Genomic DNA, 24,029 nt, shown 5'->3' on the forward strand with positions numbered 1-24,029 from the left:
GTCGTCAGAGCGATCGGACGCGCAGCCACGCGTAGCCGTGCGGCTGGAGGGCGAGGCCGTGCGTCAGGTCGACCTCGTCTCCCGTGACGACATCGATCGCGTCGGCGAGGAAACCGCTCAGGGTGCGCGGATCGATGAGCGCCAGGTCGTCCCCGACGTTCGCGAGCACGAGGATCAGCGCATCGCGGCCGGGCCGCTGGAATCCGAGCACGGCCGGGTGCTTCGCATCGAAGCCGATGAGCTCGCCGCCGGCGAATTCGGGCGTGCCCTGCCGCGCGCGGATCAGGTCGGTCAGACCCCGGAACACGCGGCCCGCGTCGGTGGCGGCATCCGACCGCTCCGCATAGCGCTGCTGCGGGCGCTTCGGCCGGTGCACCCACCGGCTGTCGCCCGCCGTCGCCTCGTCGTCGACGTAGGAGTAGTCGTTGAGCTGCGCGACCTCGTCGCCGAGGTAGAGCAGCGGAACCCCGCCGGTGGACAGTGCGATCGCGTGCGCGAGGACCACGCGGTCCACACCTCCGGCATCCCGCGCCTCGATCCCCGCGAGCGAGGCCGTCGTCCCCGTGATGCGGGCGTCTCCGGTCTTGGGGTTCTCCTGGAAGGGCACGCCGCGGGCGAAGCTGCCGGGAAAGCGCCCCACGTAGAAGTCGTTGAGGAACCGGCGATGCGAGAACCCGTCGATGCCGAACTCGGCGGCATCCTCGTCAGCGAACGTCCAGCCGATGTCGTCGTGGCTGCGCACGTAGTTGACCCACGCGGTGCCGGCGGGCAGAGCGTGGCGACGCTCGAGCGCCTGCTGCAGCAGGCGCGGGTCGCGGGTCGCGAGCGCCTCCCACGTGAGCGCCATCTGCAGCGGGTTGTACGACAGCTGGCACTCCTGGAGCGACACGTACTCGACGACCTCGTCGGGGTGCACGATCGCCTCGGACTTGAACAGCAGGCTCGGCGCGGCCATCCGCAGCACCGCGTTGAAGGCCCGCAGCAGCAGGTGCGCCTCGGGCAGTGATTCGCACGCCGTGCCGAGCTGCTTCCAGATGAAGGCCACGGCGTCCATCCGGAGGATCTCCACGCCCTGGTTCGCGAGGAACAGCATCTCCCCGGCCATCGCGCGGAAGACCGCGGGGTTGGCGTAGTTGAGGTCCCACTGGAAGTGGTAGAACGTCGCCCAGATCCATCGCCCGTCGGGTAGCTGCACGAAGCTGCCCGGATGATCGTCCGGGAAGATCTCCCGCACCGTCTTCTCGTACTCGTCCGGCATCGTGCGGTCGGGGAAGATCAGGTAGAAGTCCTCGTAGCCGGGTTCTCCCGCGACGGCCTTCTTCGCCCACTCGTGCTCGTTGCTCGTGTGGTTGAAGATGAAGTCGACCACGAGCGAGATGCCGGCCAGGCGCAGGTCCGCCGCGAGCGAGGCCAGGTCGTCCATCGAGCCGAGCGCGGGGTTCACGTGCCGATAGCTGGAGACCGCATAGCCGCCGTCGGAGTTGCCCTCGGGACTCTCGAAGAGCGGCATGAGGTGCAGGTAGGTCAGACCGAGCTCCTGGAAGTACGGGATCTGCTCGCGCACCCCCTGCAGATCGCCGGCGTAGCGATCGACGTAGCAGACGCCGCCGAGCATCTGGTTCGACAGGTACCACTCCGGATTCTGCTCGCGCAGGTCGTCACGCGCCTTGAGCTCGAGCGGGCGGGCGTTCCACGAGGCGGCCGCCTCGGCGACGACCGCCGCGAGCTGCTCCAGTCCGTCCTCGCGGGTGCCGTAGAGCTGGACGAACAGCGGATGCAGCGTCGGGAAGTGCTCGGCGAAGCGACGCGCGAACGCGGCATCGGGTTCTCCGGCGGCTCCCGCGGCCAGGCGGCGGACTTCGTCGATGTCGCTCGTCCACTCGGCGGTGAGTCTCGGCATGGGGCTCCCTTTTCGCGACGCTGTTGCCTGCACTCACTTTAGGGCTGACAGACTGTCGATGACGGATGCCGAGGGGGCGCTCATGCGGTTGGTTCAGGTGGCGCAGCGCGTGGAGGATCTCGACCGCGCAGCGGACTTCTACACGGTGCTGCTGGAGACTGCTCCCACCGCGCGGTTCGATGACGCCGGACTGGTCTTCTTCGATCTCGACGGGGTGCGGCTCCTGCTCGATCGCAATGCGCCGGCCGGTCTGCTGTACCTGCAGGTCGACAACGTGCACGAGTCCCTCGAGCGTCTCGAGGGACTGGCCGAGGTGATCTCACGCCCGCACGTGATCTTCACTCACGACAGCGATCTGCTCGGCCCCGTCGGGCATGAGGAGTGGCAGGCGTTCGTCCGAGACTCCGAGGGCAACGCCGTCGGCCTGGTCGCGTTCCAGCGCGGCTGAGCCGCCGTTCGCCGCCCTGTCGTCCGGCCCTCTTCGCCGTGAGCGAACGGCTGGCACTCTCCTGCCTCGAGTGCTAATCTCAGCGTAGTTGAGTCATACCGACTCAACTCTCAGAACCCTCCGGAGCAGCATCCGGACGACGACAAAGGAGTGAATCATGGCCACCTACGACCCGTTCCGTGAACTGGACCGCTTCGCGTCGACGCTGTTCGACCCGCGCCGCGGTCCGCGACGGATGCCGATGGACCTGTACCGGGACGGCGACCACTACGTCCTGACCGCCGATCTTCCGGGCATCGATCCGGGCTCGGTCGACATCGACGTGGACGGCCAGCTGCTCACGATCCGTGCCGAGCGCACCCTGACCGCGGGCGACGGCGTGAAGTGGATCACCCGCGAGCGCGAGGCCGCGAGCTTCCTGCGGCAGCTGAACCTCGGCCAGGGCATCGACACCGAGCGCATCTCCGCGACGTACAGCAACGGCGTGCTGAGCGTGACGATTCCGGTGAGCGAGAAGGCGAAGCCGCGCAAGATCGAGGTGTCCACGGATGCCGAATCCCCGGTGATCCGCGCCCACGAGAGCGCCGACGCGCCTCAGCCGGTCGAGCAGTAAGCCCGGACCGCATGACGATGCCCCCGGACCTCGCGGTCCGGGGGCATCGTCGTCCACGGCTGACTTGTCGCCGTTGAACGCGTCCTTCACGTTCTCGCCCGCCTGCTTGACGCCTGCCTTGGCCTGCTCGGCCTTGCCCTCCGCGACGAGCTTGTCGTTGTCGGTCGCCTTGCCGATGGCCTCCTTGGCCTTGCCGGTCAGCTCTTCGGCCTTGTTCTTGATGTCGTCTCCGATGCCCATGGCATCTCCTTCGTTGTGGTGATGAGGGCCCGACCGACCCCGCGCGATTCCGCCCGTGACGTGGCGGGCCGCGTCGCCGACCGGTTGCTCGAGAGCACCCGGAAGATGACACCGTCATCCGCATCCAGGTCGCGCGCATCCAGTAGTCGACGAGCCGGCGGCGTAGCCTGGAGCGTGTGAGCGCATACGTCTCGGCGTTCGAGCTGTTCTCCATCGGAGTAGGACCCTCGAGCTCCCACACGGTCGGCCCCATGCGGGCGGCCCACGATTTCGCGACCCGTCTGCGCGAGGCGCGACTGCTCGATCGCGTCACACGGGTGACCTGCACCCTGTACGGGTCGCTCGGCGCGACCGGCATCGGACACGGCACCCCCGACGCGGTCGTCGCAGGCCTGCGCGGGCTCTCGCCCGAGACCGTCGAGCCCGCAGAGGTCCGCGCGGCGTGGACCGACTGGACGGCGGGCGAATCGCTCCTGTTGGCCGGCACGCACGCGGTGCCGTTCGAGAAGGCCGACATCACGTTCGCGCCGCGCACCCGCCTGCCCGGGCATCCCAACGCGATGACGCTCGAGGCCTGGGGGGCGGATGCCGCACCCCTGGCGGCGGACACCTACTACTCCGTCGGGGGCGGGTTCATCCGGCGCGAGGGCGAGCCGCCGCGCGTCGCCGCACACGCGTATCCGCTCGCGTTCGACAGTGCGGAAGCGCTCATCGCGCTGTGCGACGAGCGCGGCATCACGATCGCCGAAGCCGCACGCATGAACGAGGAGGCGCTGCGGTCGGACGAGGAGATCGCCGAGGGGCTGGACCGCATCTGGGACACCATGGCCGCGTGCGTGGAGGCGGGCCTGCACTCGGACGGCGTGCTTCCCGGGATGCTGCGCGTCAAACGCCGCGCGGGCGCGATCCGTGCGCAGCTCGAGGACGCGGAGGCCGGCGGCCACCGCGAGCTCCCGGGCGAGTGGCTGGGCGCGTTCGCGCTCGCCGTGAACGAGGAGAACGCCGCCGGCGGACGGGTCGTCACCGCTCCCACGAACGGAGCGGCCGGCATCCTCCCCGCCGTCGCGATGTACTGGTGGCGTTTCCTCGCCGACTCCGGGCTGGGTGTCGGCAACGCGGTGACGCCGCACGGCGAGCTCGTCGGAAGCGCCCTGCTCGGCTTCGCCGCCCGACAGCAGCTCGGGCCGGTGGTTCCCGACGTCGTGGACGAAGAGCTCGTCGCCGAGGCGAACCGCCGGCGCGGCATCCGTCGGTTCCTCCTCACGGCGACCGCGCTGGGGTCGCTGTTCAAGGCGAACGCGTCGATCTCGGGCGCCGAGGGCGGGTGTCAGGCCGAGGTCGGGTCGGCGTGCGCGATGGCGGCGGGCGGGCTCACCGCGGTGATGGGCGGCACGAACCGGCAGATCGAGAACGCCGCCGAGATCGCGATGGAGCATCACCTGGGGCTCACGTGCGATCCGGTCGGCGGACTCGTGCAGATCCCGTGCATCGAGCGCAACGCGATCGCCGCGTCGACGGCCGTGACCGCCGCCCGCCTCGCGCTGCGCGGCGACGGCAGTCACTACGTCTCGCTCGACGCCGTCGTCGAGACGATGCGTCAGACCGGGATCGACATGTCCACGAAGTACAAGGAGACCAGCGAGGGCGGCCTCGCGGTGAACGTCATCGAGTGCTGAGCGCCGGGCGTTCGGTGGGCCGGATGCGTCGCATCCATCGGGCGGTCGCCTCGGATGGTGTCCACCGAGTTCGCGGTGCAGGGCGCAAGTGGACGCATTGTGCGTTGACGTCGGCGCCGTGTCGACGGATGCCGTCCACCGAGTCAACGCGCGGTGCGCGGCTCCGGTCCGGAGCGCCATCCCGCGCGCACGAGCGCGGCACGGATCCTCGCGACGGCCGGCTCCGGGGTCGGGTAGACATGCCGGCCGGTGAATCGCAGAACGTTCCAGCCGAGCTCGACGCAGCGGGCGTGCTTCTCGATGTCGCGGTCCCACTGGGCACGACTCACACGGTGGTGGTCTCCTTCGAACTCGATCAGGATCATCCATCGGGGATACGCGAGCTCTGTGAAGCCGATCATCGCACCGCTCGGATCGAGGACGTCGAAGTCGAGCGCCGGTTCGGGTAACCCCGCTCGGGTCGCAGCGAGACGGAGCTGCGTCTCCGGCGGTGACATGCTCCCGGCCCGGATGTGGGGAAGCGCCTGGCGGAGCTTCTCCACCCCGGTTCTCCTGCCCGCGGTCGCCGCCGCGGCGAGCTGATCGAGTGTCGCCAGACCCGAACCGGGCGCGCCCTTGATCGCGTTCCTGCCGCGGGGCTGGTGCACGATCGCATCGCCGACGATGATCAGCTCGTCCACGGTCAGCTCCTCCGCGAGCTGGGCCCAGGTGGTGGCCGGACTCGTGACGCGCCGTCCGCCGACCTCGCGCACCGAGAGCAACTCCCCGGCGAGCCGGTGTGTCCGGACGCCGGAGACGCGTGGGCCGCGCCGTGGAAGGCGGACGCCCACATCGATCGGCCGCTCACCCCGCGTGCCGGTCGGACTCGATCGGGATTCCATGCGGAGCACGCGCAACGGCAGCGGCAGGCCCCAGATCGCGGCGGCGGTGACGTGGCAGAAGAACGCCTCTTCGGACATCACCGTGCCGTACGCGTGCGCTGTCGATACCAGCCGGGCAGTCGCGATCCGTGCGTACGCTGCCGTCGGAGAGTCGTCGTGGTCCTGCGGAACCTCGTCCGGCGGTCGCAGACGCCGCACTCCGCTGAAGGGCGACTCCAGGTCTCGCGCGCGGAGGCGCGCGCCGGTCACGCCGGCCTCGCGCGCTGCGCGCACCGAGAATGTGTCGCCGAGCGGTGGGGGAAGCGGTGACGGGCGGCGCGGCATCCCCTCACCCTTCCCCTGGGCCGGCCCCGTCGGGGCGAGCCGGACGAAGCGGTGCAGAAACCGCAGCGGCACGGGAGTTGGGGAGGAACGGCCCGGAGTTCGGTGGACGCCATGCGCTGCGCACTCGCGACCGAAGGGGCGAATTCCGCCCACCGAAGCCCGGGGTGCGGCCGCTCGGTGGACCTGATCTGCGGTCCGTGAAGCGCGGATGCCGCGCATCGTGTCCAGCGAAGGGCCAGCCCCCGGACCTCAGCCCCCGGCGCGCCGCCCCCGTCGTACGCGGGCGACGGTCTCGGCCGCTGCGGTGAGCGCGAGCACCGCGGCGACCGCGAGGGACTCGCCGAGGGCGTCGAGGACGAGGGCGGCCGGGATGAGCAGCAGGATGCCGACCAGGCCCGCGATCTGCGCACGGACCCATCGATGCTCGAGCACCCGGCGGAACAGAAGTGTCCCCACGAGGAACAGGAGAGGTCCGCCGAGGGTGACCACGGTCGCTGGCACATCGTGCTCGTGCGGGTGGCCGAGGGCCTCCTTGTCGCCGACGCTCAGCAGGACGATCCCCGCCACGATCGCGAGGTGGATCCACGTGTAGGCCGTCCGCACGAGACGACCGGGCGCGGGCGACGCGTCGATCGCCTCCGCGCCGATGCGCTCGCCGTGATCGAAATAGATCCACCACGCGGATGCCGCCGCGACGAATGCCGCGATCATCGCGGCGATGCTCTCGGGCGAGGACTCCGTGGCGACGAACGCGAAGCCGGTGACCAGGAGCCCCTCGCCGAGCGCGATCAGCACGAACAGGGCGGTGCGCTCCGCGATGTGCGGACCCGAGACGTCCCACGCGGCCAGATCCACGCGCCCTCGGCCGGGCACCGGGTACCCCAGCATCGTCCCGACCAGCTCGACGCCGAGCGCTGCGGCCCAGAGCGGCAGCTGCAGCGACAGGGGAGCCAGCGCGCCGCCGATCCACAGCACGGCACCCGCCGAGAGCCAGACGAGGATGCGCGTGAAGTCCTGCGAAACCGCCGCGCCGTGTCGCCGCGTCGCCCAGACCATGAACGCGGTCCGGCCGAGCTGGAGCACGACGTAGGCGACCGCGAACGTCCACGCCCGATCGCCGAAGGCCTCCGCGATCGCGACGCTCATCACGAACGAGACGAACGCGAGGGCGACCACCGCGCCGCGCACCGGGAGCTTGACCGGATCGAGCCAGTTCGTCACCCACGTCGTCGAGACCCATGTCCACCACAGCGCGCACACCATGATCACGCCCTCGAGGGCGCCGAGCGGGGTCTGGTTCTCGTAGAGGTAGGCGGAGAGCTGCGTCAGCGCGAAGACGAAGACGAGGTCGAAGAACAGCTCGACGTACGTCACGCGGTCGGCCCGCGACGAGTCGGCCGGCCGCAGCACATCGCGCCGCATCCCGAAGGTCATGCCTCATCCTGGCACCGTCCCGGGCCGTGGACGCGGATGCCGCCGCCGGTCGCTGCGGCACCCGGTCTAGGCTGACCGCATGCCCGAGTTCGTGGTGCCGACCCCCCGGCGTCGCGGTCGCCCGAAGGGCGGCGAGTCGGACGCACAGGACCGCATCGTCTCAGCCGCGGTCGATGAGTTCGGAGAGCTGGGCTACGACGGTGCGACCATGCGCGGCATCGCGGCGCGAGCCGGCGTGGACGCCGCGCTCGTCCATCACTACTTCGGCACGAAGGCGGATCTCTTCACGCAGGTGGTCGGTGCGCCGATGCGTCCCGACCTGGACATCCCGCAGCTTCTGGAGGGACCCGACGACGAACTCGGCGAGCGGATCGTCCGCTACGTCCTCGAGGCGTGGGAGCACCCCGATGTGCGCACGCGCGGCATCACGCTGCTGCGCGCCGGGATCGGCAACCGCCTCACGACCCCGTTGCTCGCCGGGTTTCTGCGACGCGAACTGATCGGGCGCATCGCGCGCCGGCTCCAGGTCCCCGATGCCGCCCTCCGCGCCTCCCTCGTGGCCAGTCAGATCGCCGGACTGCTCATCGCCCGCCACGTGCTGCAGCTGCCGGCCCTCGCCTCCGCCGACGTCGACGAGATCGTCCGGCGTGTCGGCCCCGCAGTCCAGGCTTATCTCACCAGCTGACGCCCCTCACGGCGTGCCGCGCAACCGAACGGAGGAAGTATGTCCTTTCAGGCATACCTCGACAACATCGAAGGCAAGACCGGGCTCACGCCGCGGGAGTTCGTCGCCCTCGCGGACGCCCGAGGCTTCGGACCCGGAACGAAGGCCGGCGAGATCATCGCGTGGCTCGCGGAGGACTACGGTCTCGGTCGCGGCCATGCCATGGCACTCGTGCGCGTGATCACCAAGGGCGATCGGATCGACGCGAAGCACGTGGGCTCCGGCGGCACGCACAGCGACGCGACGGACACACTCTGGCTCGACGGCAAGGCGAGCAACCCCGCCGGCTGACGCGCGCGGGTCTTGACGCGCCGCGCACGCGGCGCGATATTCATCGCATGATGAATATCGAGGATGCCGCGCTGTCGGCGTCGGCTGATGTGGCGGTGAGCGTGCGCGGGCTGCGCGTGACGCGGGGCCGTACGGTCGTGTTCGACGGCCTGGACCTCGCGATTCCCCGAGGCCGCATCACCGGCATCCTCGGTCCGTCGGGATGCGGCAAGACCACGCTGATCCGATCGATCGTCGGGGTGCAGAGGATCGCCGGGGGAGACGTCGAGGTTCTCGCAGAGCCGGCCGGCTCCGCGCTGCAGCGGCACCGTGTGGCTTACGACACCCAGGCGGCGTCGGTGTACGACGACCTCACGGTCCGTCAGAACCTGACATATTTCGCCCGCCTCATCGGAGCGCCCCGCAGCGACATCGCGCGCGTCATCGCCGAGGTGGGCCTCGCGGATCAGGCGGACCAGACGGTCGCCTCCCTCAGCGGTGGGCAGAAGAGCCGGGTGTCCCTCGCGGTGGCGATGCTCGGCTCGCCCGCGCTGATCGTGCTCGATGAGCCGACGGTGGGGCTGGATCCGGTCCTGCGCGCCGAGCTGTGGGCGATCTTCCGCTCGCTCGCCGACCGTGGCGCGACGCTCATCGTGAGCAGTCACGTCATGGACGAAGCCGTCCGCTGCGATCGCCTGATCCTGTTGCGGGCCGGTCGCGTCATCGCCGACACCACGCCGGAGTCCCTGCTGGCCGACACGGGCACCTCCGACCCGAACGCGGCCTTCCTCGCGCTCATCGCCGGCGCGGACGACGGCGATCGGCATCCACCCAGCCGGCGTTCGCGCCGGAGCGGAGGGCGGTTGTGAACGCCGCACGCACGCTCTCCACGGCGGGCCGCGTGCTCCGTCAGCTCAGCCACGACCCGCGGTCGATCGCGCTCATGCTCGTGGCGCCGAGCTTGCTGGTGGGACTCTTCGCGTGGCTCTTCAGCGAGCAGGCCGGAGTGTTCGATCAGTTCGGCGGGGCGATCCTCGCGCTCTTCCCCTTCATCGTGATGTTCCTCATCACCTCGATCACGACCCTGCGCGAACGCCGGTCGGGAACGCTCGAGCGGCTCATGACGACACCGCTCGGAAAGGCCGACTTCATCGTCGGGTATGCGCTGGCGTTCGGTCTGGCAGCGACCGTCCAGGCGGTGATCACCGTCGCCTTCGCCGTCCTCGCGTGCGGTTTGGACGTGCAAGGGCCGGTCTGGCAGCTCGGACTGGTCGCGGTCGTCGACGCGGTGCTCGGGTCCGCCCTCGGCCTTCTCGCGAGCGCTTTCGCGCACACGGAGTTCCAGGCCGTGCAGTTCATGCCTCTGCTCGTGTTCCCGCAGATCCTGCTCGGCGGGCTGTTCATGCCGCGGGACGAGATGCCCGCCGCGCTGTACGCGATCTCGGACTGGCTGCCGCTGAGCTACGCCATCGACGCGGTCAATGCCGTCACGGCGGGCGACGAAGGTGCGGATCTGATCCGACCCATCCTGATCGTGGCGGCGTTCGCGGTCGGGTCGCTCGTCGTGGCGGCGCTCACTCTGCGGCGGCGAACCGACTGACCTCAGCAGCCCGCGGGTCGGGACCGCAGCTTCGCGGTGAGATCGCGCAGCTGCGCGAGCTCTTCGTCGCTCAGCAGCGACATCCGGTCGGCGATCGAGCGACCGTGGGCGGAGGCGACACGGCGGAAGGCGCCTGCGCCTTCCGCGGTGGCGCGGACGAGTGCGCCGCGGCCGTCCTCCGGGTCCGCGCACTTCGTCACGAGTCCGCGCGCGGCCATCCGGTCCACGAGGCGGGAGACGCTCGGCTGGCTGATCAGCATGTTGGCCGTCACGTCGCGCAGGCGCGCGGTCATCCCGTCGCCGCGCGTCACGGTGAGCAGCACGTCGTACTCGGCCTGCGACAGACCCGTGTCGTCGAAGTCGCACGCGATCTCGGTGAACACCTCGTGCTGCGCGCGGAACAGGCTCTCCCAGGCATCGATCGCCAGTCGCCGGTCGCTCATGGCACCACTGTAAGACAAGCGGCCCGTTCTAGGCTGGCCCTCATGGGGCAGAAGATGTGGCGCGCACTGGTCGCGCTGGTCGCGTTGGCGGTCCTCCCGATCGCCGTGCTCACCGCGTGCACGGTCAGTTTCGGCGATGAAGAGAGCACCGCTGTCTCGACGAACGTGAACGACTTCTCCTTCGACAGCCTGGACGTGCAGTACACGCTCGGTCGGACGGACGACGGCACGAGCACACTGCTCGTCGAGGAGACCTTCGTCGCCCGCTTCCCGGACTACGACCAGAACAGGGGCATGCGGCGCAGCATCCCCGATTCGTATCTCGATGCTCCGCTGAACCCGCGCCTCATCTCGATCACCGACGGGGAGGGCAACCCGCGCGCGTCCGAGACCGCGTCGGAGGACGGGATGTTCTCGATGACCTCGCGCGCCGACGACTACGTCCGCGGCGTGCAGACGTACGTCTTCACCTACGAGCTCGAGAACGTCGCGCGGTACTTCTCCGACACCGGTGTGGACGAGTTCTACTGGGACGTCAACGGCACCGAGTGGCAGCAGGACTTCGGGCGGGTGACGGTGCGGCTGATCGTCCCGCCGGATCTGGCGGACTCCCTCGCAGGAGGGCAGGCCTGCTACCTCGGCTACCAGGGGTCGGGGGACACGTGCGGACTGTCCTCGGATGCCGCCCCCGACGGCGCGGTGACGTTCGAGGCGACCGCCGCGCCGGTGCCGGCGTATCAGACCATGACGATCTCCGTCGCTTTCGCGCAGGGCACGTTCGCGCCGTTCGACGACTCCTACCTCGCCTCGCCGTGGGGCTGGGTGAACGGCTTCGCGGCGCTCGCGGCGCTCGCCGCGCTCGTCTTCGCGATCGCGACGCGCGTCCGACGCCTGAGCGACGAGCCCGGACGGCCGACGATCATCGCGGAGTACACGCCGCCTCCCGGCATGGACGCGCTGGAGAGCGCGGTGCTGCTCGGCAAGACGTCGAAGGCGATCCCGGCCGAGGTCCTCGAGCAGGCGGTGGTGGGCAGCATCCGGATCGTCGAGGGGGAGCGGAAGCTGTTCGGCGGCGTCAAGCTCAAGGCGCAGCTCGTCGACCCGTCGCGTGCGGACGGCGACGGCCGGGCGCTGCTGGCGGGGCTCTTCCCCTTCATGGAGCCCGGCGCCGAATACGAGTTCGGCAGCACCGACACGCGGCTGTCGGCGGCGGCGCAGCGGATCCTGAAGGCAGCGACCGGCGAGCTCACCCGCCGAGGCCTGCGCAAGAAGATCCCCGGTGGTGTGCGGGCGTGGCCCGTCCTCGCGATGGTCGCGACGGGTGCGGCGGTCGTGTTCAGTGCGTTCCTCGCCCTCGACGCCTCGGTGTTCCCGCTCATCCCGATCCTGACCATGATCGGCGCTTTCCTCGCGTTCTTCGTCGTGATCGTCCTCATCTCCCGCAACCCCCTCTCCGCGAAGGGTGCGGAGGTGCGCGATCACCTGCGCGGGCTCGAGGAGTTCATCGAATGGGCGGAGGCGGATCGCATCCGCATGCTGCAATCGCCTCAGGGTGCCGAGCGCGTGCGCATCGATCCGTCGGATCCGGCTGAGATGCTGAAGCTGTACGAGGCCCTGTTGCCGTACGCCGTCGTGTTCGGGCAGGAGAAACAGTGGGCCGAGCGCCTCGCGGTGCTCTACGGGCCGGAGAGCTCGCCGACCTGGTACGCCGGGAGCCACGGCTTCAGCGCCGCGTCCTTCTCGTCGGGAATCGGCTCGCTCTCGGCCAGTTCGGCCTCATCGTCGTCCACGTCGGGCGGTTCGAGCGGGGGCGGCTCGGCCGGCGGCGGCGGGGGCGGCGGGGGCGGCGGCGGCGTCTGAGCGCGCACACCGGGCAAGAGTAAGGGCCGGTCGGAGAGGCTCCCGACCGGCCCTTGTCCCTTGCACCAAGAGTGTCCTGCAATCACATGCGGTCGTTGCCACAGCAAACAACTTCCGTGCTTGCACTCTATAACGGCGAGGTAACGAAAGGGAAGAGTCCGCCCGTTATCTTTTCGTGATGTTTCTGCTGAGTGGCTGTCCGATGACAGTGATTCTGTAGTTCCTGCCATTGATCTTGTGGTCGTGTCAGTGAATCGGTCGTCCGTGCCATTGATTCTGTGACACGCCGTCTCCGTCGGCGCTGCCGATGCGACTCGCGGTCGTACCCTGGCCGCGTCAGGTTCACCTCTCCAACTGAACAGGTCGCGAGATCGGAGAGCGGATGAAGTTGACCCAGTGGCAGGCCAGGTCCACGACTGAGGTGCCTCGCGCACAGATCGAGTTCGTGCGCGGCGGGCGTGCTGCCCGGCTCGACGCGTTGGATGTGGTGAACGTCCCGTTCGAGACCGTGGATCGCGTGCGGGTTCCCGCGTCGTGGAAGCATAAGCAGAGCTACGAGGGTTTCTACTGGGCTGCGACGATCGGTGCGCATGTCTGGTTCGAGTCTTTGTACGAGCGAGCTGCGTTGATGCGGATCGATCGCGATGGCGACGTGGTCGGGATCGCTGCGCAGCCGATGTGGATCCACTGGTCGCACCTTGGCAGCAAGCATGCTCCCGACTTCTTCGTCCGATACCGGGATGAGCGCGGGATGCTCATCGATGTGAAGCCCGAGCCCAACATCGGTGAGGAGGACGCGGCGACCTTCTCGCTGACGAGCGCGTTGTGTGCGCAGCTGGGCTGGGGGTACGCGGTAATCAGCGACATCTCTGCCCAGGAGCACCGCAATCTGCGCTTCCTGTCCGGCTATCGCTACCCACGGTGGCGCACCGATCGCGTGGACGTGAGGCTCCACGAACGTGTGGGCGACCGCCACTCCCTAACGGACTGGGCAGAGCTCCTCGACAGAGTGTGCGAGCAGCCGCTGGGAGCGGTGTACTCGGCGCTGTGGTGGGGAAGACTGGACTTCGACGTCCGGACGTCACTGTCGCTAGCGGCCGGTGCGACGGCGGTGTAGTAGTCGTGCGCGCCGGGATCGGGACGAGGCTGACCTGGGGGGATCAGGACTTCGTGGTGGTCGCCGTCGACTATCGGAATGTCGTGTTGCGGTCGCTGTCAGAGGAGTTTGTCCGTGAGGTGGTGATCGAGGAACTGCTTCGCATGCCAGACGTCGTCTGGCACGATGTGCGGCCACCCTCGATCGGACCGGCGGACGTGCAGCTTCTTGACGGGCTGACGGAAAAGGAGCGCTTGGTCGTCGAGGCCTGGGCGGAGCAGCTGGCGATCGTGAATGCGGCGGTGGCTGCCGGGCAGGATGCCGCACTCCTGCTGGAGGATGTCCGGACGGCGATGTCGCGGCTGATCGAGGTGAACTCGGTGGAGACCGTGCGCCGTAAGTTCCAGCGGTATCGCACAGAGGGCGTGGTCGGTCTGATCGACAAGCGCCGGTACAACGGTCGCAAGCCGACGCTGGATCCCCGCGTCGCATCCGCGCTGAGCGAGCTCGGCGCCGCCGGCGTCAAGCGCTCGTCCGGCACTCACAGTCGCACGGTCGACCGGGTGAAGTGGATGCTCGAGGAGGATTTCGGTGATGACGTCGCGCTTCCCAGCGATAGGACCTTGTACCGGAGGATCGCGGAGCACCCGACGGCGGGGAAGCTGAACTCCTCCGCAAGGGCGAGGGAGGTGGCGGCGAACAAGCCCGGCCGCGCCTTCGGGATGCACGGTTCCCTACGGCCGGGTGAGCACGTGCAGATCGACAGCACTGTGGTAGATGTCCCTTCCCGGTTGCTGGACGGGCGACTGAACCGGGCGGAGCTGACGATCATCCACGATGTCGCGACCCGGTCGATCCTTGCCGCCGTCGTGCGGGCGATCGCGACGAACAGCGCCGATCTCGCAGGCGTACTCGCCCGGGCACTCACCCCTTATGCGCTGCGTCCGCCCGGCGCGCGGGAGCAGCGGGAGCGGGTGGCCGCGACCTGGGCGGGCCAGTTCATGATCGACCAGGAGCGCCTTGACAGGCATCGTCTGGCGCAGCCGTACGTGTTCCCCGAGACCATCACTACCGACAACGGGAAGATCTTCCGCTCTCAGGCTTTCCGCGAAGGGTGCGCCCGGCTGGGAATCTCGCTGATCTTCGCGGGCAGAGAGACGCCGACCGACAAGCCGCACGTCGAGCGCACCTTCGAGTCGATGGTGACCCGGTTCGTGCAATACCTTGAAGGGTTCACGGGTGGCAGCGTCGACCGCCGCGGCAGGGAGGAACCCGTCGATGGAGTGCTGGCGCTCGCTCAGCTCCAAGAGCTGCTGGAAGACTGGGTCGCGATCGAATGGCAGAACCGCGCGCACGAGGGACTCACAGACCCGCTGCTGCCAGGACGGCGCCTGACTCCGAACGAGATGTTCCGGGCGTACCGTCGCGTCGCGCCGGAGATTCACGTGCCCTTCGGCGTGGACGACTTCATCGGTCTGCTGCCATCGAAGAAGTGCACGCTGCAGGACTACGGCATCAACTTCGCCCGCCGTGTCTACAAGTCGAACCGCCTCACGGAGCTGCGCGCAGCCGGTACGGGGGGAGAGGGTGCCACCCGCCCGTGCCGGATCCGCTACGACCCGCACAATGCTCTGCTCATCTGGGTGGAGCATGTCGGCGAGTTCATACCCTTTCGCGTCGCACCCGACATGCTCGACGAGCCCATGGGCGGCGACGTCTGGCGCGAATCCCGCTCCAATGACACCGAAGTCGACCGGGAAGCGCGCGCGGATGCGGCGTATCTGGCCGATCGCATGAAGCGGGCGCAGTGGGTGCGACCTGGCAAGACGCGCAACCGCGAAGTGCGGGCGGCCGAGGTCGACCGTGATCCAATGCATCTGACGAGCGTCACGAAATCTGCCGCGCGCGATGACGATCCGAGGGAGCCGGAAGGCGACGAGGTGATCTGGGAGCGTGGCGGCGGGTTCTCGCTGCTGACGGACGACGACGGGGTGTGGGAGCGGTTGACATGACGCCGGCGATGAACACCAGGGAAGGGTGGGGTGCGTTCGTGGGCGAGACTCTAGACCGGCCAATGCCGATGTCCCGCACCGAGTTCGAGGGGCTCTCACCGGGTGACCGGGCGATGAACCGAGAGGCGCGCAAGCAGTTCATGGTCCGCGGTCCGGTGGTGCACACGGGACAGTTCGCCGCGATCGAGACCGAGATCCTGCGCCGGCTAATGCTGAACCAGTACAAGTCGCACGGCAAGCTCGGCGTGATCGTGTCGGGCGAGCCCAACATCGGCAAGACGACCACCGTCACCCACATCGCGCGCCGGTTCGAGCGTCGCCGCCGGGACATCGGCCGGGATGAGAACTCGATTCCGGTGATCTACGTGTCGGTGCCGCCGTCGTGCACGCCGAAGCTGATGCTCGGCGAGTTCGCCCATTTCCTGGGCCTGCCACTGCGCCCGCACTACAACACCGGCGAGCTGATGAACACGGTCGCGACCGTGATCGCGGCGTGCGGCACGGAACTGATCGTCGTGGACGAGATCCACAACCTGAACCAGAAGTACAAGCAGATGGGGGAGGCCTCCGACACTCTCAAGCAGCTGTCGGAGAAATGCCCCGGCACCTTCGTCTACGCGGGCGTCGACGTGGAGGCCAGCGGTCTGCTCGACGGAACCCGCGGTCGGCAGATCAGCAGCCGCTTCCAGATCATGCGGCTGCAGAAGTTCGAGCACACCGGCAAAGCCAAGGCAGCGTGGGCGGACCTACTGATCGCTGTCGAAGGATCCCTGGGGCTGCTCGATCAGAAGCCCGGCGCGATCCTCCGACACGCCGGCCAGCTGCATCAGGCGACAGGGGGTGTGATCGGAGACCTGACCGGGATGCTGCACATGCTGGCCATCGACGCGATCGACACCGGGACGGAACGACTCGATCTGGACGCGGTGTTCGGCACGACACCGGCGCCAGCAGCGGAGCCCGCGGCGGCGCCATGAAGGTAGCGATCCGTCCCGACCAGGTGCGGTCGCTGCCGATCAGGGTGCCGCCCGTGGCTGGGGAGACGGTGACCGGATTCCTCGGGAGATTGGCGCATGCGAATGCGCTCACGCCTCGTGACGTGCGATTGCACCTCACGGACATCGCGGGATTGTCGCCGTACCACCCGGATCTGGAGCAGGCGGGACAATGGGCGGAGCGTCTCGGCGGTCTGCCGCCGGGTCACTTCGAGCGGGATGCGCGCCGCAACGGGATGTATGTCCGCTGCCCCCACTACCAGTGGCAGCCCACCGCATGCCGCCACTGCGGGTACACACAGCAGCCGCGCTCCGCATGCCGACGCTGCGCGAGAGGCGCGGAGACGACGGTGCGCAGCCGCGGCGGCGCCGTCTGCAACCATCACCGCCGCTGGCATGTGGACGGTGCTGATCTCGATGTGGCTGCGTTCCCGGAGTACGCCCACGCGGAGCGGTGCTTCTCCGGCACGCTTTGGAAACGCGGCATCGGGCTCTCGACTGGGGAATTGCAACTCGCGGCATCCCTCATCTGCGCGTGGGCCGCCGACAGCGACCTGCCTGAACGGATCCACCGACGTGCGGCCACCCTAGACACGGAAGTGCGGGATCAGGGCGGCGTGTTCCTCGTCGCCTACCCCGAGGTCGTGAATCTCACGACCGTGCTCACCGACCTCTCCTTCGCCAGCTACCTCCTCAGCCCGAGGTTCAGCCTCGCCGAACAGGTTTGGGCGCTGGAAGCTGCCGTGGTCACGATCATGCGCGGCTCGACGACGCAACGACTCCACGAGCTCGCCGAGCGCATCGTCTCCCGCGGCAAAGCGGCCGTCGAGGCCGCGTTCGGGATGCGGCAGAACGCGCACAACAAACGACCGGCCACGCTCGAGAAGTCGCTCATCGCGTCATCGCAACGACACCGCAGCTGCCTCCTCCGCCACCTCAGCACCGTCCGGATTCAGGTCCTGCCGTTCCAGCCCGGGGTCGCGGTGCCGAGGAACAGGGTTCTTGTGGCTCGGCGGCCTTTGCCGGATCTCGTCGAGCCAACGCCGTGACTCGGTTGCCCGCCAGTTTTCTCCTGGCGTATAGGCGTTGCCGGCGTTCGGTCAACTGCCAACTGAGTGCGCGGCGTCCTATGACGCCCATTGGGCGAGCACCAGGATGCCTCCGGCTGCCGCGGCCGCGGCCGTGACCAGAACTACCGTGAGAGCGGTGCGTTGTCTCGTATGGAACCACGAAGCGAGAGGGATTGCGAAGGCGACGCACCATGCCGCCGCTGCCACCGTGACCAGTAGCGAGTTCAGGATTTGCATGGTGAGCATACCGTTGATGAGACCCAGCACTACTCCGGTGGCGAGCGAGGCACCCAGGACGAGGAGTGCAACTTCGCCACGCCCCCGCTGGCGCGCGCGGATCGCGTGCGCCAGCGGGAGACCAACGACGAGAGCTATAGGAAGTAGGACGAGGAAGCCCCCTAGTAGATATCTCAGAGCGGTTGCGACGATCTCGCCAGGCCGACCAGCACCAAATGTCACACCGAGCGCGATCGAACCGAAGACAAGGCCAACGCACAGCCCTGCGAGCCAGGGTGTGAAGGTGGACCAGATGCTGGCCCTTGCGGATGGTAGCCCGCTCACATTTCGGTTGCCGTCCCGCTCCATCCTCAATAGGTCTTCGTGATATTGACTGTGCGGGTCCCACAGCTCCCGGTCAAGCAACCGAAGCCTTCATTTGTGAAACGGCCGAACTGGTGCCAGTTCATGAGACCGGATCCGTTGTCCCATCCGCCATAGATTTCGTGATGCGGAACGGGATACCGCCAGCCGACCACCTCGAACGTTCCGTTTCGGTAGAAGCGGAACACGACGTTGTACTGGATCGAACCCGCAACACAGAACGGATTGCCGACGTCGTGGGCTACCCGCGCCTGGGCGTACGAGCTTGTCGAGTATGCATCCGAGATCACGATGCCTGCGTCGGAAGCAGTGCGGCTCTCGATCAGGGTGCTGCCTTCGTAAAGGTGGGTTGTTCCGATCGACTTCACCCAGAGCACATCGTAAGGATACGGGTTGTCCCAGTTGATATTGAGCGCGAACGAAGTGCGAGATGTCAACGGCAGTTGAGAACTGACCCCTTATCGGCGGGTGAAATCTGACCCCCTGGGATGGCTAGTTGTCCTCGGTGGTGGCCGCGGGGACGCGGCCGAGGTCTCTGTCTTTGAGTCGGTAGGAGTCGCCTTTGAGGGCGATGACTTCGGCGTGGTGGACGAGCCGGTCGATCATTGCTGCGGCGACGACGTCGTCTCCGAACACTTCCCCCCAGCGACCGAAGGTCTTGTTCGATGTGACGATGAGCGAGGCCCGTTCATAGCGGGAGGAGACCAGCTGGAAGAAGAGGTTGGCCGCTTCGGGTTCGAAGGGGATGTAGCCGACCTCGTCGATCACGAGCACCGGGTAGCGAACCAGGCGTCGGAGCTCGTCTTGGAGCCGGTCGGTGTGGTGGGCGGCGGCGAGCCGGTCGACCCATTCGCTGGCGGTCGCGAACAGCACCCGGTGTCCGCCTTGGCAGGCGCGGATCGCGAGTCCGGTCGCCAGGTGGGTCTTCCCGGTGCCGGGCGGGCCGAGGAAGATCACGTTCTCCTTCGCGGTGACGAAGTCCAGGGTGCCCAGGTGCGCGATGGTGTCACGCTGCAAGCCGCGGGCGTGGTCGAAGTCGAAGTCCTCGAGGCTCTTGCGGGCGGGGAACCGGGCGGCGCGGATACGGCCCTCACCGCCGTGTGCTTCCCGGGCGGCGACCTCGCGGTGCAGGCAGGCTGCGAGGAACTCCTCGTGGGTCCAGGACTCGTCCCGGGCGCGTTCGGCCAGTCTCGGGATCGAGTCGCGCAGCGTGGGTGCTTTGAGCGCGCGGGTGAGGAACTCCAGTTCGCTGCTGGTATCGCGGCTGCGGGCCGTGGTCTTCACCGCCATCAGCGTGCTCCCGCCTCGATACCGAGCGCGTGGTCGTAGCTGCCCAAGTCACGGGTCTCGACCTCGAGCTCGATCACCGGCGGACGGACCAGATCGAGCCGGCCGCGGCGCAGCAGCTTGGCCGCGGCGACATGCTCGACGTCGCTGATGGTCTGATGCTTGGCCCAGACCCGGGCGTGGTCGGCGACCGTGACGCCGTCGCAGGTGACGGTGACCCGGTGCAGGTCGGCGCGGACCTCGACCCGCCGTCCGATCACCGACGGGTGCAGAGCCTGTCAAGTCCTTTGTGTAAGCGGGCACTGCTCGGTTTCTAGAGGTAGGGCTGGATGCGGTCGGGGTAGGCGAGGGCGAGCTGGGCGAGAGCTTGCTTCCAGTTCGTGGTGATCTGCCCCTCGACGAGGCGTCCCTCGGCGTTGCGTTTCGCCCCCCGAGGCCGGCCGCGTTCCTTGAGGCGGTCGCGGGCGCGCTTGTCCTCGATGTTGCAGATCGCGAGCCAGAGCAACTTCACGACGGCGTCATCGGAGGGGAAATGGCCTCTGTTCTTGATGATCTTGCGGAGCTGGTAGTTCAGCGACTCAATGCTGTTCGTGGTGTAGATCACCCGCCGCAGCATCGGCGGGAACGCGAGGAACGGGGTGAACCGGTCCCACGCATCCTCGAAGACGCGCACGGTGTTCGGGTTCGCGACGCCCAGGTCGGACGCGGCGAACTCGGCGAGGGCGGCGAGGGCGGCGTCCTCGTCAGCGGCCTGGTAGATCGGCTTGAGCGCGGCGGCGACGGCCTTGCGGTTCTTGTAGTTCACGAACCGCATCGCGGAGCGGATCAGATGCACCACGCACGTCTGGACCGTGGATTGTGGCCAGGTCGCCTCGATCGCTTCGGGGAACCCGGTGAGCCCGTCGCAGCACACGATGAGGACGTCCTCGACACCCCGGTTCGCGAGCTGCGCGCAGACCCCGGCCCAGAACTTCGCACCCTCGGTGGCCTGGATCCAGATCCCGAGGACGTGCTTGATGCCGTCCATGTCGACACCGACCGCGATGTGCGCCGCCTTGTTCCTGACGTGCGCGCCGTCGCGGACTTTCACGATGATCGCGTCCAGGTAGATCACCGGGTAGAACGACGCCAGCGGCCGCTGCTGCCAGGCCATCACCTCGTCGAGGACCTCGTCGGTGATCTTCGAGATCGTCTCCCGGCTGACCTCCGTGCCGATCGTGCTCACCAGGTGATGCTCGATATCGCGGACCGTCATCCCGCCCGCGTAGAGCGAGACGATCATGTCGTCCAAGCCCCCGACGCGGCGGGAGCCCTTGGGCACCAGCGCGGGCGTGAACGACCCGTCGCGATCCCTGGGGATCGCGAGCTCGACGTCGCCGACGCTGGTCGCGACGGTCTTCGCGGAGGTGCCGTTGCGCGAGTTCGGGTGAAGCCCAGCCTCGGGGTGGCCCTTCTCGTAGCCGAGGTGCTCGGTCAGCTCGGTCTGCAAGCCTCGCTCGAGGCCGGCCTTGATGAGCTGCTGGATCAGCCCGTCCTTGCCGTCGAGGCGGATCTCGCCGGCGTCGATCATCGCGTAGAGGTCGTCGAGCGCGCCCGACGCCTCGAGCGCTTCCACGCCCTCGCGCTGCTCACGACGACGCTCCTCACGCGCCTGCTTATCGATCATGGTCATCAGTGTCTCCGATCAGTCAGGAGCACCACCCCTTACACAAACGATCTGACACCCTCTGCGGTGTTTCACGGTGCCCGCGAACCGGGCATGCAGGTGAGCGAGGTAGCGCTCCAACACCTCCCGGTTTAGGTCTGCCATCCCCTGGACAGAAGGCGCCACGTCCTCGAGGAACTGCCCGAAGTGCATGATCGCCCGTGTGCCGGAGGAGACGCTGATCACACCGAGGCCCGTGGCCAGGCGCCACCGCGCCCAGCGTTTGGCCAAGACCTTAAGCCAGGACTGCCCGATGTCCTCGAAGATGATCCGGGCCAGCCGCCTGTCCTTGACGCCGAGCTCACGCAGCCGCCAGACGTCCTTGCCGTACTCGGCGTCCCATCTGCTGGTCTGGCGGGGTGTCCGGCGCCGCTCGCTCGCCGTCGCTGATGGCTGTTCAGGCACCAGCGGACTCGGTGTGCTCACAGTCGGACCTCTCGGCCGGTGAACCAGCCCGCTTCCTCCAGCGCCTGGCGGGCGTCCTCGGCACTCAGATGCCCGTAGACGGCGGCAGTAGTGGTGATGTCGGCGTGGCCAAGGAGCTTGGAGACCACCTCGATCGGCACACCGTCCCGCAGCATCCGGGTCGCGGCGGTATGGCGGTACCAGTGCGGATCGAAGTCGATCCCGGTACGGCGGCGCAGCCGCTTGACCAGGTCGTAGACGGCCGTGTAGGTCAGCGGGTGGCCGTGGGGTCGGCCCCACAGGGTCACGAAGACGTAGTCGGAGTCCAGGTCGCCGTACTCCAGGTGCAGGTAGTCGGCATAGAGCCGGACCAACTCTGCGCTGACCGGTACCGTCCGCGGGTTGCGTGACTTGGAGCGTGCCCCGTTGTCGTTGACCCGGCGCTGGACCGTGATCTGGGACTCGGCCGCGGCGATGTCCTCATGTCGCAGGCCCAGCGCCTCCCCGATCCGCATCCCGGTGTCAAAGAGCACGGCGAACAGGAACCGGTCCCGCAGATGGGCACAGGCATCGAGGATCGTCTGCACCTCGACGGCGGTGAGCACGCGCGGGAGCTTGCGCTGCGCGTTCAGCACGATGGCCCGCCGCGGCTGCGGTTTGCCCTTGCTGATGTGGTGCAAGAACGGCTTCCATCCCGAACTGCGGCCTCCGGCCGGCTGCCACGTCCTGAGCAGCTCCCCGAGGTCGATGCCGTGGCGGGCGGCGTGCTGGTAGAACGCGCTGAGAGCGGAGAGCTTGCGGTTGACCGTCACCTCGGTGCAGTGGTGCTGCACCGACGACAGGATCAGGACCGTCCCGTCGCGCAATTCTGGCGGACGGCGCAGCCAGGCGACGAACTCGGCGACGTTCTCCAATCGCACCTCACGCCAGTCCAAAGCCTGGCCGCTGAGGAACTCGAACCAGTCCTTCAAATCGTGGGCGTAGGCCTTGACCGTGTTCGGCGACCGCTCGATCTGCGTCAAGTGCGCGACGCGGCCCGTATGGTCGGCATCCATCACAGCACGATGACCGCGCGGCTGGAGACCATCACGGCCGAGTTCGGCTTCTCGCCGCTTGACGGCTGGGAGCGCACCCGCGTGGCGGTCGCGCTCTTGCGGTGGAGGGTGCGCACATCGCGGGTGCTGGAACTGCCGGTGCCGACAACTCCGCGCGCCACTGCGTCGGTCTGAGCGCTCGCGGGGCGCCCGGACAATCGGATACCGACAATTGGCGGGTCTTTTCGTGTGAATCGGGTTGCGCTGTCGGTGCCGCGCTCCCCGCGCCCGCGGGACGCTGAAGCGATACCGCACCCGACCCACGATGGAGTGGAACCATGATCGAGAACCCGTACTACACCGATGCCGTGCACCAGGACTACCAGCTGATCTCGATCGGTCGGCTCGAGCTGGAAGAAGGTGGGGTGATCCCCGACCTGAAGCTCGCCGTCCGCACGTGGGGCACGCTCAACGAGGCGAAGGACAACACCATCCTCATCCCGACCTGGTACTCGGGCACGCACCAGATCTGGGCGGACGCGTATGTCGGTGAGGGGCACGCGCTCGACCCGTCTAAGTACTTCATCGTGAGCGTCAACCAGATCGGCAACGGACTGTCGACCTCACCCCACAACACAGACGACGCCTCGATCTTGATGTCGAAGTTCCCGAACGTGCGCATCGGCGACGACGTCGTCGCGCAGGAGCGGCTGCTGCGCGAGCACTTCGGTATCGACGGTCTCGCCCTCGTGGTCGGCGGATCGATGGGCGCGCAGCAGACCTACGAGTGGGCGGTGCGGTTCCCCGGCAAGGTGCTGCGCGCCGCCCCGATCGCAGGGACGGCGAAGAACACGCCGCACGACTTCCTCTTCACCGAGACTCTCAACGAGCAGATCTGGTCCGACCCGGGCTGGAACGGCGGCGAGTACGCGTCGAACACGGACGTCGCCGACGGGCTGAAGCGTCACGCGCACCTGTGGGGCACGATGGGATTCTCCACGGAGTTCTGGAAACAGGAGAAGTGGGCCGCGCTCGGGTTCGACTCGAAGGAGGCGTTCCTCACCGGCTTCCTCGAGCCGTACTTCACCGCGATGGACCCGAACGACCTGCTGACGATGGCGTGGAAGTGGCAGCGCGGAGACGTCTCGCGGCACACCGGCGGCGACCTCGCGGCCGCGCTCGGGCGCATCACCGCGAAGACGTTCGTCATGCCGATCAGCGAGGACATGTTCTTCCCGGTGCGCGATTGCGCGGCTGAGCAGGCGCTCATCCCCGGCAGTGAACTGCGGGTGATCGACGACGTTCACGGGCACCTCGGGCTGTTCGCCGTCGACCCCGGCTACATGCCGCAGATCGACGCGGCACTGGCAGACCTGCTCGCGATCCCGATCCCCGTCGAGGCGGTGGCGTAA

At 68.2% G+C, this 24,029-nt stretch carries 24 protein-coding genes and 2 pseudogenes; 14 read left to right on the forward strand and 12 right to left on the reverse strand.

Annotated elements, in window-relative coordinates:
* Positions 1-4: 4 nt before the first annotated feature.
* Positions 5-1,900, reverse strand: a complete 1,896-nt coding sequence (locus AB0P18_RS13395; protein WP_363360437.1) for an alpha-amylase family protein — start codon at positions 1,898-1,900, stop codon at positions 5-7.
* Between the two features lie 82 nt (positions 1,901-1,982).
* Between AB0P18_RS13395 and AB0P18_RS13400 the strand changes: the two genes are divergently transcribed.
* Positions 1,983-2,348 (forward strand): methylmalonyl-CoA epimerase, encoded by a 366-nt coding sequence (locus tag AB0P18_RS13400; RefSeq protein WP_363360488.1) that lies wholly within the window; start codon positions 1,983-1,985, stop codon positions 2,346-2,348.
* Between the two features lie 157 nt (positions 2,349-2,505).
* Complete coding sequence (locus AB0P18_RS13405) at positions 2,506-2,961, forward strand: Hsp20/alpha crystallin family protein (RefSeq protein ID WP_344055644.1); 456 nt, start codon at positions 2,506-2,508, stop codon at positions 2,959-2,961.
* A 75-nt stretch (positions 2,962-3,036) separates the two neighbouring features.
* Here AB0P18_RS13405 and AB0P18_RS13410 read toward each other — a convergent pair.
* Positions 3,037-3,201, reverse strand: a pseudogene (locus tag AB0P18_RS13410) (CsbD family protein); the annotation flags it as partial.
* Between the two features lie 176 nt (positions 3,202-3,377).
* Between AB0P18_RS13410 and AB0P18_RS13415 the strand changes: the two are divergent.
* A complete protein-coding gene (locus AB0P18_RS13415) occupies positions 3,378-4,877 on the forward strand; it encodes an L-serine ammonia-lyase, iron-sulfur-dependent, subunit alpha (RefSeq protein WP_363360438.1) in 1,500 nt (499 codons plus the stop codon).
* Positions 4,878-5,020: 143 nt separating this feature from the next.
* Here AB0P18_RS13415 and AB0P18_RS13420 read toward each other — a convergent pair whose 3' ends face one another.
* The gene (locus tag AB0P18_RS13420) at positions 5,021-6,082 is read right to left on the reverse strand and encodes a hypothetical protein (RefSeq protein WP_363360439.1); all 1,062 of its coding nucleotides are present in this window, start codon (positions 6,080-6,082) and stop codon (positions 5,021-5,023) included.
* A gap of 249 nt (positions 6,083-6,331) precedes the next feature.
* Positions 6,332-7,516 carry a low temperature requirement protein A gene (locus AB0P18_RS13425; RefSeq protein ID WP_344055632.1) on the reverse strand — a complete coding sequence of 395 codons (1,185 nt, stop codon included), beginning with the start codon at positions 7,514-7,516 and terminating at the stop codon, positions 6,332-6,334.
* Between the two features lie 79 nt (positions 7,517-7,595).
* Between AB0P18_RS13425 and AB0P18_RS13430 the strand changes: the two genes are divergently transcribed.
* The 4 genes from AB0P18_RS13430 to AB0P18_RS13445 are packed head-to-tail and all read left to right on the forward strand — an operon-like array spanning position 7,596 to position 10,110.
* Positions 7,596-8,201, forward strand: a complete 606-nt coding sequence (locus tag AB0P18_RS13430; protein WP_363360440.1) for a TetR family transcriptional regulator — start codon at positions 7,596-7,598, stop codon at positions 8,199-8,201.
* Positions 8,202-8,240: 39 nt separating this feature from the next.
* Entirely contained in the window at positions 8,241-8,531 is a 291-nt protein-coding gene (locus tag AB0P18_RS13435; RefSeq protein WP_363360441.1) for a DUF4287 domain-containing protein, read from the forward strand.
* A 47-nt stretch (positions 8,532-8,578) separates the two neighbouring features.
* Positions 8,579-9,379 carry an ABC transporter ATP-binding protein gene (locus AB0P18_RS13440; protein ID WP_363360442.1) on the forward strand — a complete coding sequence of 267 codons (801 nt, stop codon included), beginning with the start codon at positions 8,579-8,581 and terminating at the stop codon, positions 9,377-9,379.
* Positions 9,376-10,110, forward strand: coding sequence for an ABC transporter permease (locus tag AB0P18_RS13445; RefSeq protein WP_344055628.1), 735 nt, complete (start codon positions 9,376-9,378; stop codon positions 10,108-10,110). The genes AB0P18_RS13440 and AB0P18_RS13445 overlap by 4 nt, the downstream gene beginning before the upstream one ends.
* Positions 10,111-10,112: 2 nt before the next feature.
* On the opposite strand, the gene AB0P18_RS13450 is transcribed toward AB0P18_RS13445, so the two are convergent.
* Entirely contained in the window at positions 10,113-10,553 is a 441-nt protein-coding gene (locus tag AB0P18_RS13450) for a MarR family transcriptional regulator (protein ID WP_344055627.1), read from the reverse strand.
* Positions 10,554-10,595: 42 nt separating this feature from the next.
* Here AB0P18_RS13450 and AB0P18_RS13455 point away from each other — a divergent pair, with 42 nt between their 5' ends.
* The 5 genes from AB0P18_RS13455 (at position 10,596) to AB0P18_RS13475 (ending at position 17,565) form a co-directional block, all read left to right on the forward strand.
* Positions 10,596-12,413 (forward strand): DUF2207 domain-containing protein, encoded by a 1,818-nt coding sequence (locus tag AB0P18_RS13455; RefSeq protein WP_363360443.1) that lies wholly within the window; start codon positions 10,596-10,598, stop codon positions 12,411-12,413.
* Positions 12,414-12,795: 382 nt separating this feature from the next.
* A complete protein-coding gene (locus tag AB0P18_RS13460; RefSeq protein WP_363360444.1) occupies positions 12,796-13,530 on the forward strand; it encodes a TnsA-like heteromeric transposase endonuclease subunit in 735 nt (244 codons plus the stop codon).
* A 143-nt stretch (positions 13,531-13,673) separates the two neighbouring features.
* Positions 13,674-15,521: a Mu transposase C-terminal domain-containing protein gene (locus AB0P18_RS13465; RefSeq protein WP_363360445.1), complete on the forward strand. Its 1,848-nt coding sequence runs from the start codon at positions 13,674-13,676 to the stop codon at positions 15,519-15,521.
* 68 nt (positions 15,522-15,589) lie between these two features.
* The gene (locus AB0P18_RS13470; protein WP_363360446.1) at positions 15,590-16,498 is read left to right on the forward strand and encodes a TniB family NTP-binding protein; all 909 of its coding nucleotides are present in this window, start codon (positions 15,590-15,592) and stop codon (positions 16,496-16,498) included.
* 53 nt (positions 16,499-16,551) lie between these two features.
* The gene (locus AB0P18_RS13475) at positions 16,552-17,565 is read left to right on the forward strand and encodes a hypothetical protein (protein WP_363360447.1); all 1,014 of its coding nucleotides are present in this window, start codon (positions 16,552-16,554) and stop codon (positions 17,563-17,565) included.
* Positions 17,566-17,643: 78 nt separating this feature from the next.
* Here the strand turns inward: AB0P18_RS13475 and AB0P18_RS13480 are convergent, their stop codons facing one another.
* From AB0P18_RS13480 to AB0P18_RS13510, 7 genes and pseudogenes are all read right to left on the reverse strand, one after another.
* The gene (locus tag AB0P18_RS13480; protein WP_363360448.1) at positions 17,644-17,832 is read right to left on the reverse strand and encodes a hypothetical protein; all 189 of its coding nucleotides are present in this window, start codon (positions 17,830-17,832) and stop codon (positions 17,644-17,646) included.
* Positions 17,833-18,173: 341 nt separating this feature from the next.
* Complete coding sequence (locus tag AB0P18_RS13485) at positions 18,174-18,563, reverse strand: hypothetical protein (RefSeq protein ID WP_363360449.1); 390 nt, start codon at positions 18,561-18,563, stop codon at positions 18,174-18,176.
* 115 nt (positions 18,564-18,678) lie between these two features.
* Positions 18,679-19,479, reverse strand: a complete 801-nt coding sequence (gene istB / locus AB0P18_RS13490; protein WP_363360489.1) for an IS21-like element helper ATPase IstB — start codon at positions 19,477-19,479, stop codon at positions 18,679-18,681.
* Positions 19,476-19,748: pseudogene (locus tag AB0P18_RS13495) on the reverse strand (IS21 family transposase); the annotation flags it as partial. The pseudogene AB0P18_RS13495 and the gene istB, both read right to left, overlap by 4 nt.
* A gap of 38 nt (positions 19,749-19,786) precedes the next feature.
* The gene (locus AB0P18_RS13500; protein WP_363360450.1) at positions 19,787-21,145 is read right to left on the reverse strand and encodes an IS256 family transposase; all 1,359 of its coding nucleotides are present in this window, start codon (positions 21,143-21,145) and stop codon (positions 19,787-19,789) included.
* Between the two features lie 12 nt (positions 21,146-21,157).
* Positions 21,158-21,583, reverse strand: coding sequence for a hypothetical protein (locus AB0P18_RS13505; RefSeq protein ID WP_363360451.1), 426 nt, complete (start codon positions 21,581-21,583; stop codon positions 21,158-21,160).
* Between the two features lie 17 nt (positions 21,584-21,600).
* The gene (locus tag AB0P18_RS13510; protein WP_363360452.1) at positions 21,601-22,638 is read right to left on the reverse strand and encodes a tyrosine-type recombinase/integrase; all 1,038 of its coding nucleotides are present in this window, start codon (positions 22,636-22,638) and stop codon (positions 21,601-21,603) included.
* Here AB0P18_RS13510 and AB0P18_RS13515 point away from each other — a divergent pair.
* Entirely contained in the window at positions 22,624-22,812 is a 189-nt protein-coding gene (locus tag AB0P18_RS13515) for a hypothetical protein (protein WP_363360453.1), read from the forward strand. The genes AB0P18_RS13510 and AB0P18_RS13515 overlap by 15 nt on opposite strands.
* Before the next feature lie 143 nt (positions 22,813-22,955).
* Complete coding sequence (locus AB0P18_RS13520; protein ID WP_363360454.1) at positions 22,956-24,029, forward strand: alpha/beta fold hydrolase; 1,074 nt, start codon at positions 22,956-22,958, stop codon at positions 24,027-24,029.

Source organism: Microbacterium sp. NPDC064584 (assembly GCF_040687315.1).
GTDB lineage: Bacteria > Actinomycetota > Actinomycetes > Actinomycetales > Microbacteriaceae > Microbacterium > Microbacterium lacus.

Excerpts from the sequence above, each read along its gene's own strand:
- AB0P18_RS13430 (WP_363360440.1), top strand. The coding sequence starts at position 7,596 with ATGCCCGAGTTCGTGGTGCCGACCCCCCGGCGTCGCGGTCGCCCGAAG.
- AB0P18_RS13420 (WP_363360439.1), bottom strand. The coding sequence starts at position 6,082 with ATGCCGCGCCGCCCGTCACCGCTTCCCCCACCGCTCGGCGACACATTC.
- AB0P18_RS13480 (WP_363360448.1), bottom strand. The coding sequence starts at position 17,832 with ATGCTCACCATGCAAATCCTGAACTCGCTACTGGTCACGGTGGCAGCG.
- AB0P18_RS13500 (WP_363360450.1), bottom strand. The coding sequence starts at position 21,145 with ATGACCATGATCGATAAGCAGGCGCGTGAGGAGCGTCGTCGTGAGCAG.
- AB0P18_RS13455 (WP_363360443.1), top strand. The coding sequence starts at position 10,596 with ATGGGGCAGAAGATGTGGCGCGCACTGGTCGCGCTGGTCGCGTTGGCG.
- AB0P18_RS13435 (WP_363360441.1), top strand. The coding sequence starts at position 8,241 with ATGTCCTTTCAGGCATACCTCGACAACATCGAAGGCAAGACCGGGCTC.
- AB0P18_RS13515 (WP_363360453.1), top strand. The coding sequence starts at position 22,624 with ATGGTCGGCATCCATCACAGCACGATGACCGCGCGGCTGGAGACCATC.
- AB0P18_RS13470 (WP_363360446.1), top strand. The coding sequence starts at position 15,590 with ATGTCCCGCACCGAGTTCGAGGGGCTCTCACCGGGTGACCGGGCGATG.
- AB0P18_RS13510 (WP_363360452.1), bottom strand. The coding sequence starts at position 22,638 with ATGGATGCCGACCATACGGGCCGCGTCGCGCACTTGACGCAGATCGAG.
- AB0P18_RS13405 (WP_344055644.1), top strand. The coding sequence starts at position 2,506 with ATGGCCACCTACGACCCGTTCCGTGAACTGGACCGCTTCGCGTCGACG.
- AB0P18_RS13395 (WP_363360437.1), bottom strand. The coding sequence starts at position 1,900 with ATGCCGAGACTCACCGCCGAGTGGACGAGCGACATCGACGAAGTCCGC.
- AB0P18_RS13450 (WP_344055627.1), bottom strand. The coding sequence starts at position 10,553 with ATGAGCGACCGGCGACTGGCGATCGATGCCTGGGAGAGCCTGTTCCGC.
- AB0P18_RS13460 (WP_363360444.1), top strand. The coding sequence starts at position 12,796 with ATGAAGTTGACCCAGTGGCAGGCCAGGTCCACGACTGAGGTGCCTCGC.
- AB0P18_RS13465 (WP_363360445.1), top strand. The coding sequence starts at position 13,674 with ATGCCAGACGTCGTCTGGCACGATGTGCGGCCACCCTCGATCGGACCG.
- AB0P18_RS13400 (WP_363360488.1), top strand. The coding sequence starts at position 1,983 with ATGCGGTTGGTTCAGGTGGCGCAGCGCGTGGAGGATCTCGACCGCGCA.
- AB0P18_RS13425 (WP_344055632.1), bottom strand. The coding sequence starts at position 7,516 with ATGACCTTCGGGATGCGGCGCGATGTGCTGCGGCCGGCCGACTCGTCG.
- AB0P18_RS13520 (WP_363360454.1), top strand. The coding sequence starts at position 22,956 with ATGATCGAGAACCCGTACTACACCGATGCCGTGCACCAGGACTACCAG.
- AB0P18_RS13440 (WP_363360442.1), top strand. The coding sequence starts at position 8,579 with ATGATGAATATCGAGGATGCCGCGCTGTCGGCGTCGGCTGATGTGGCG.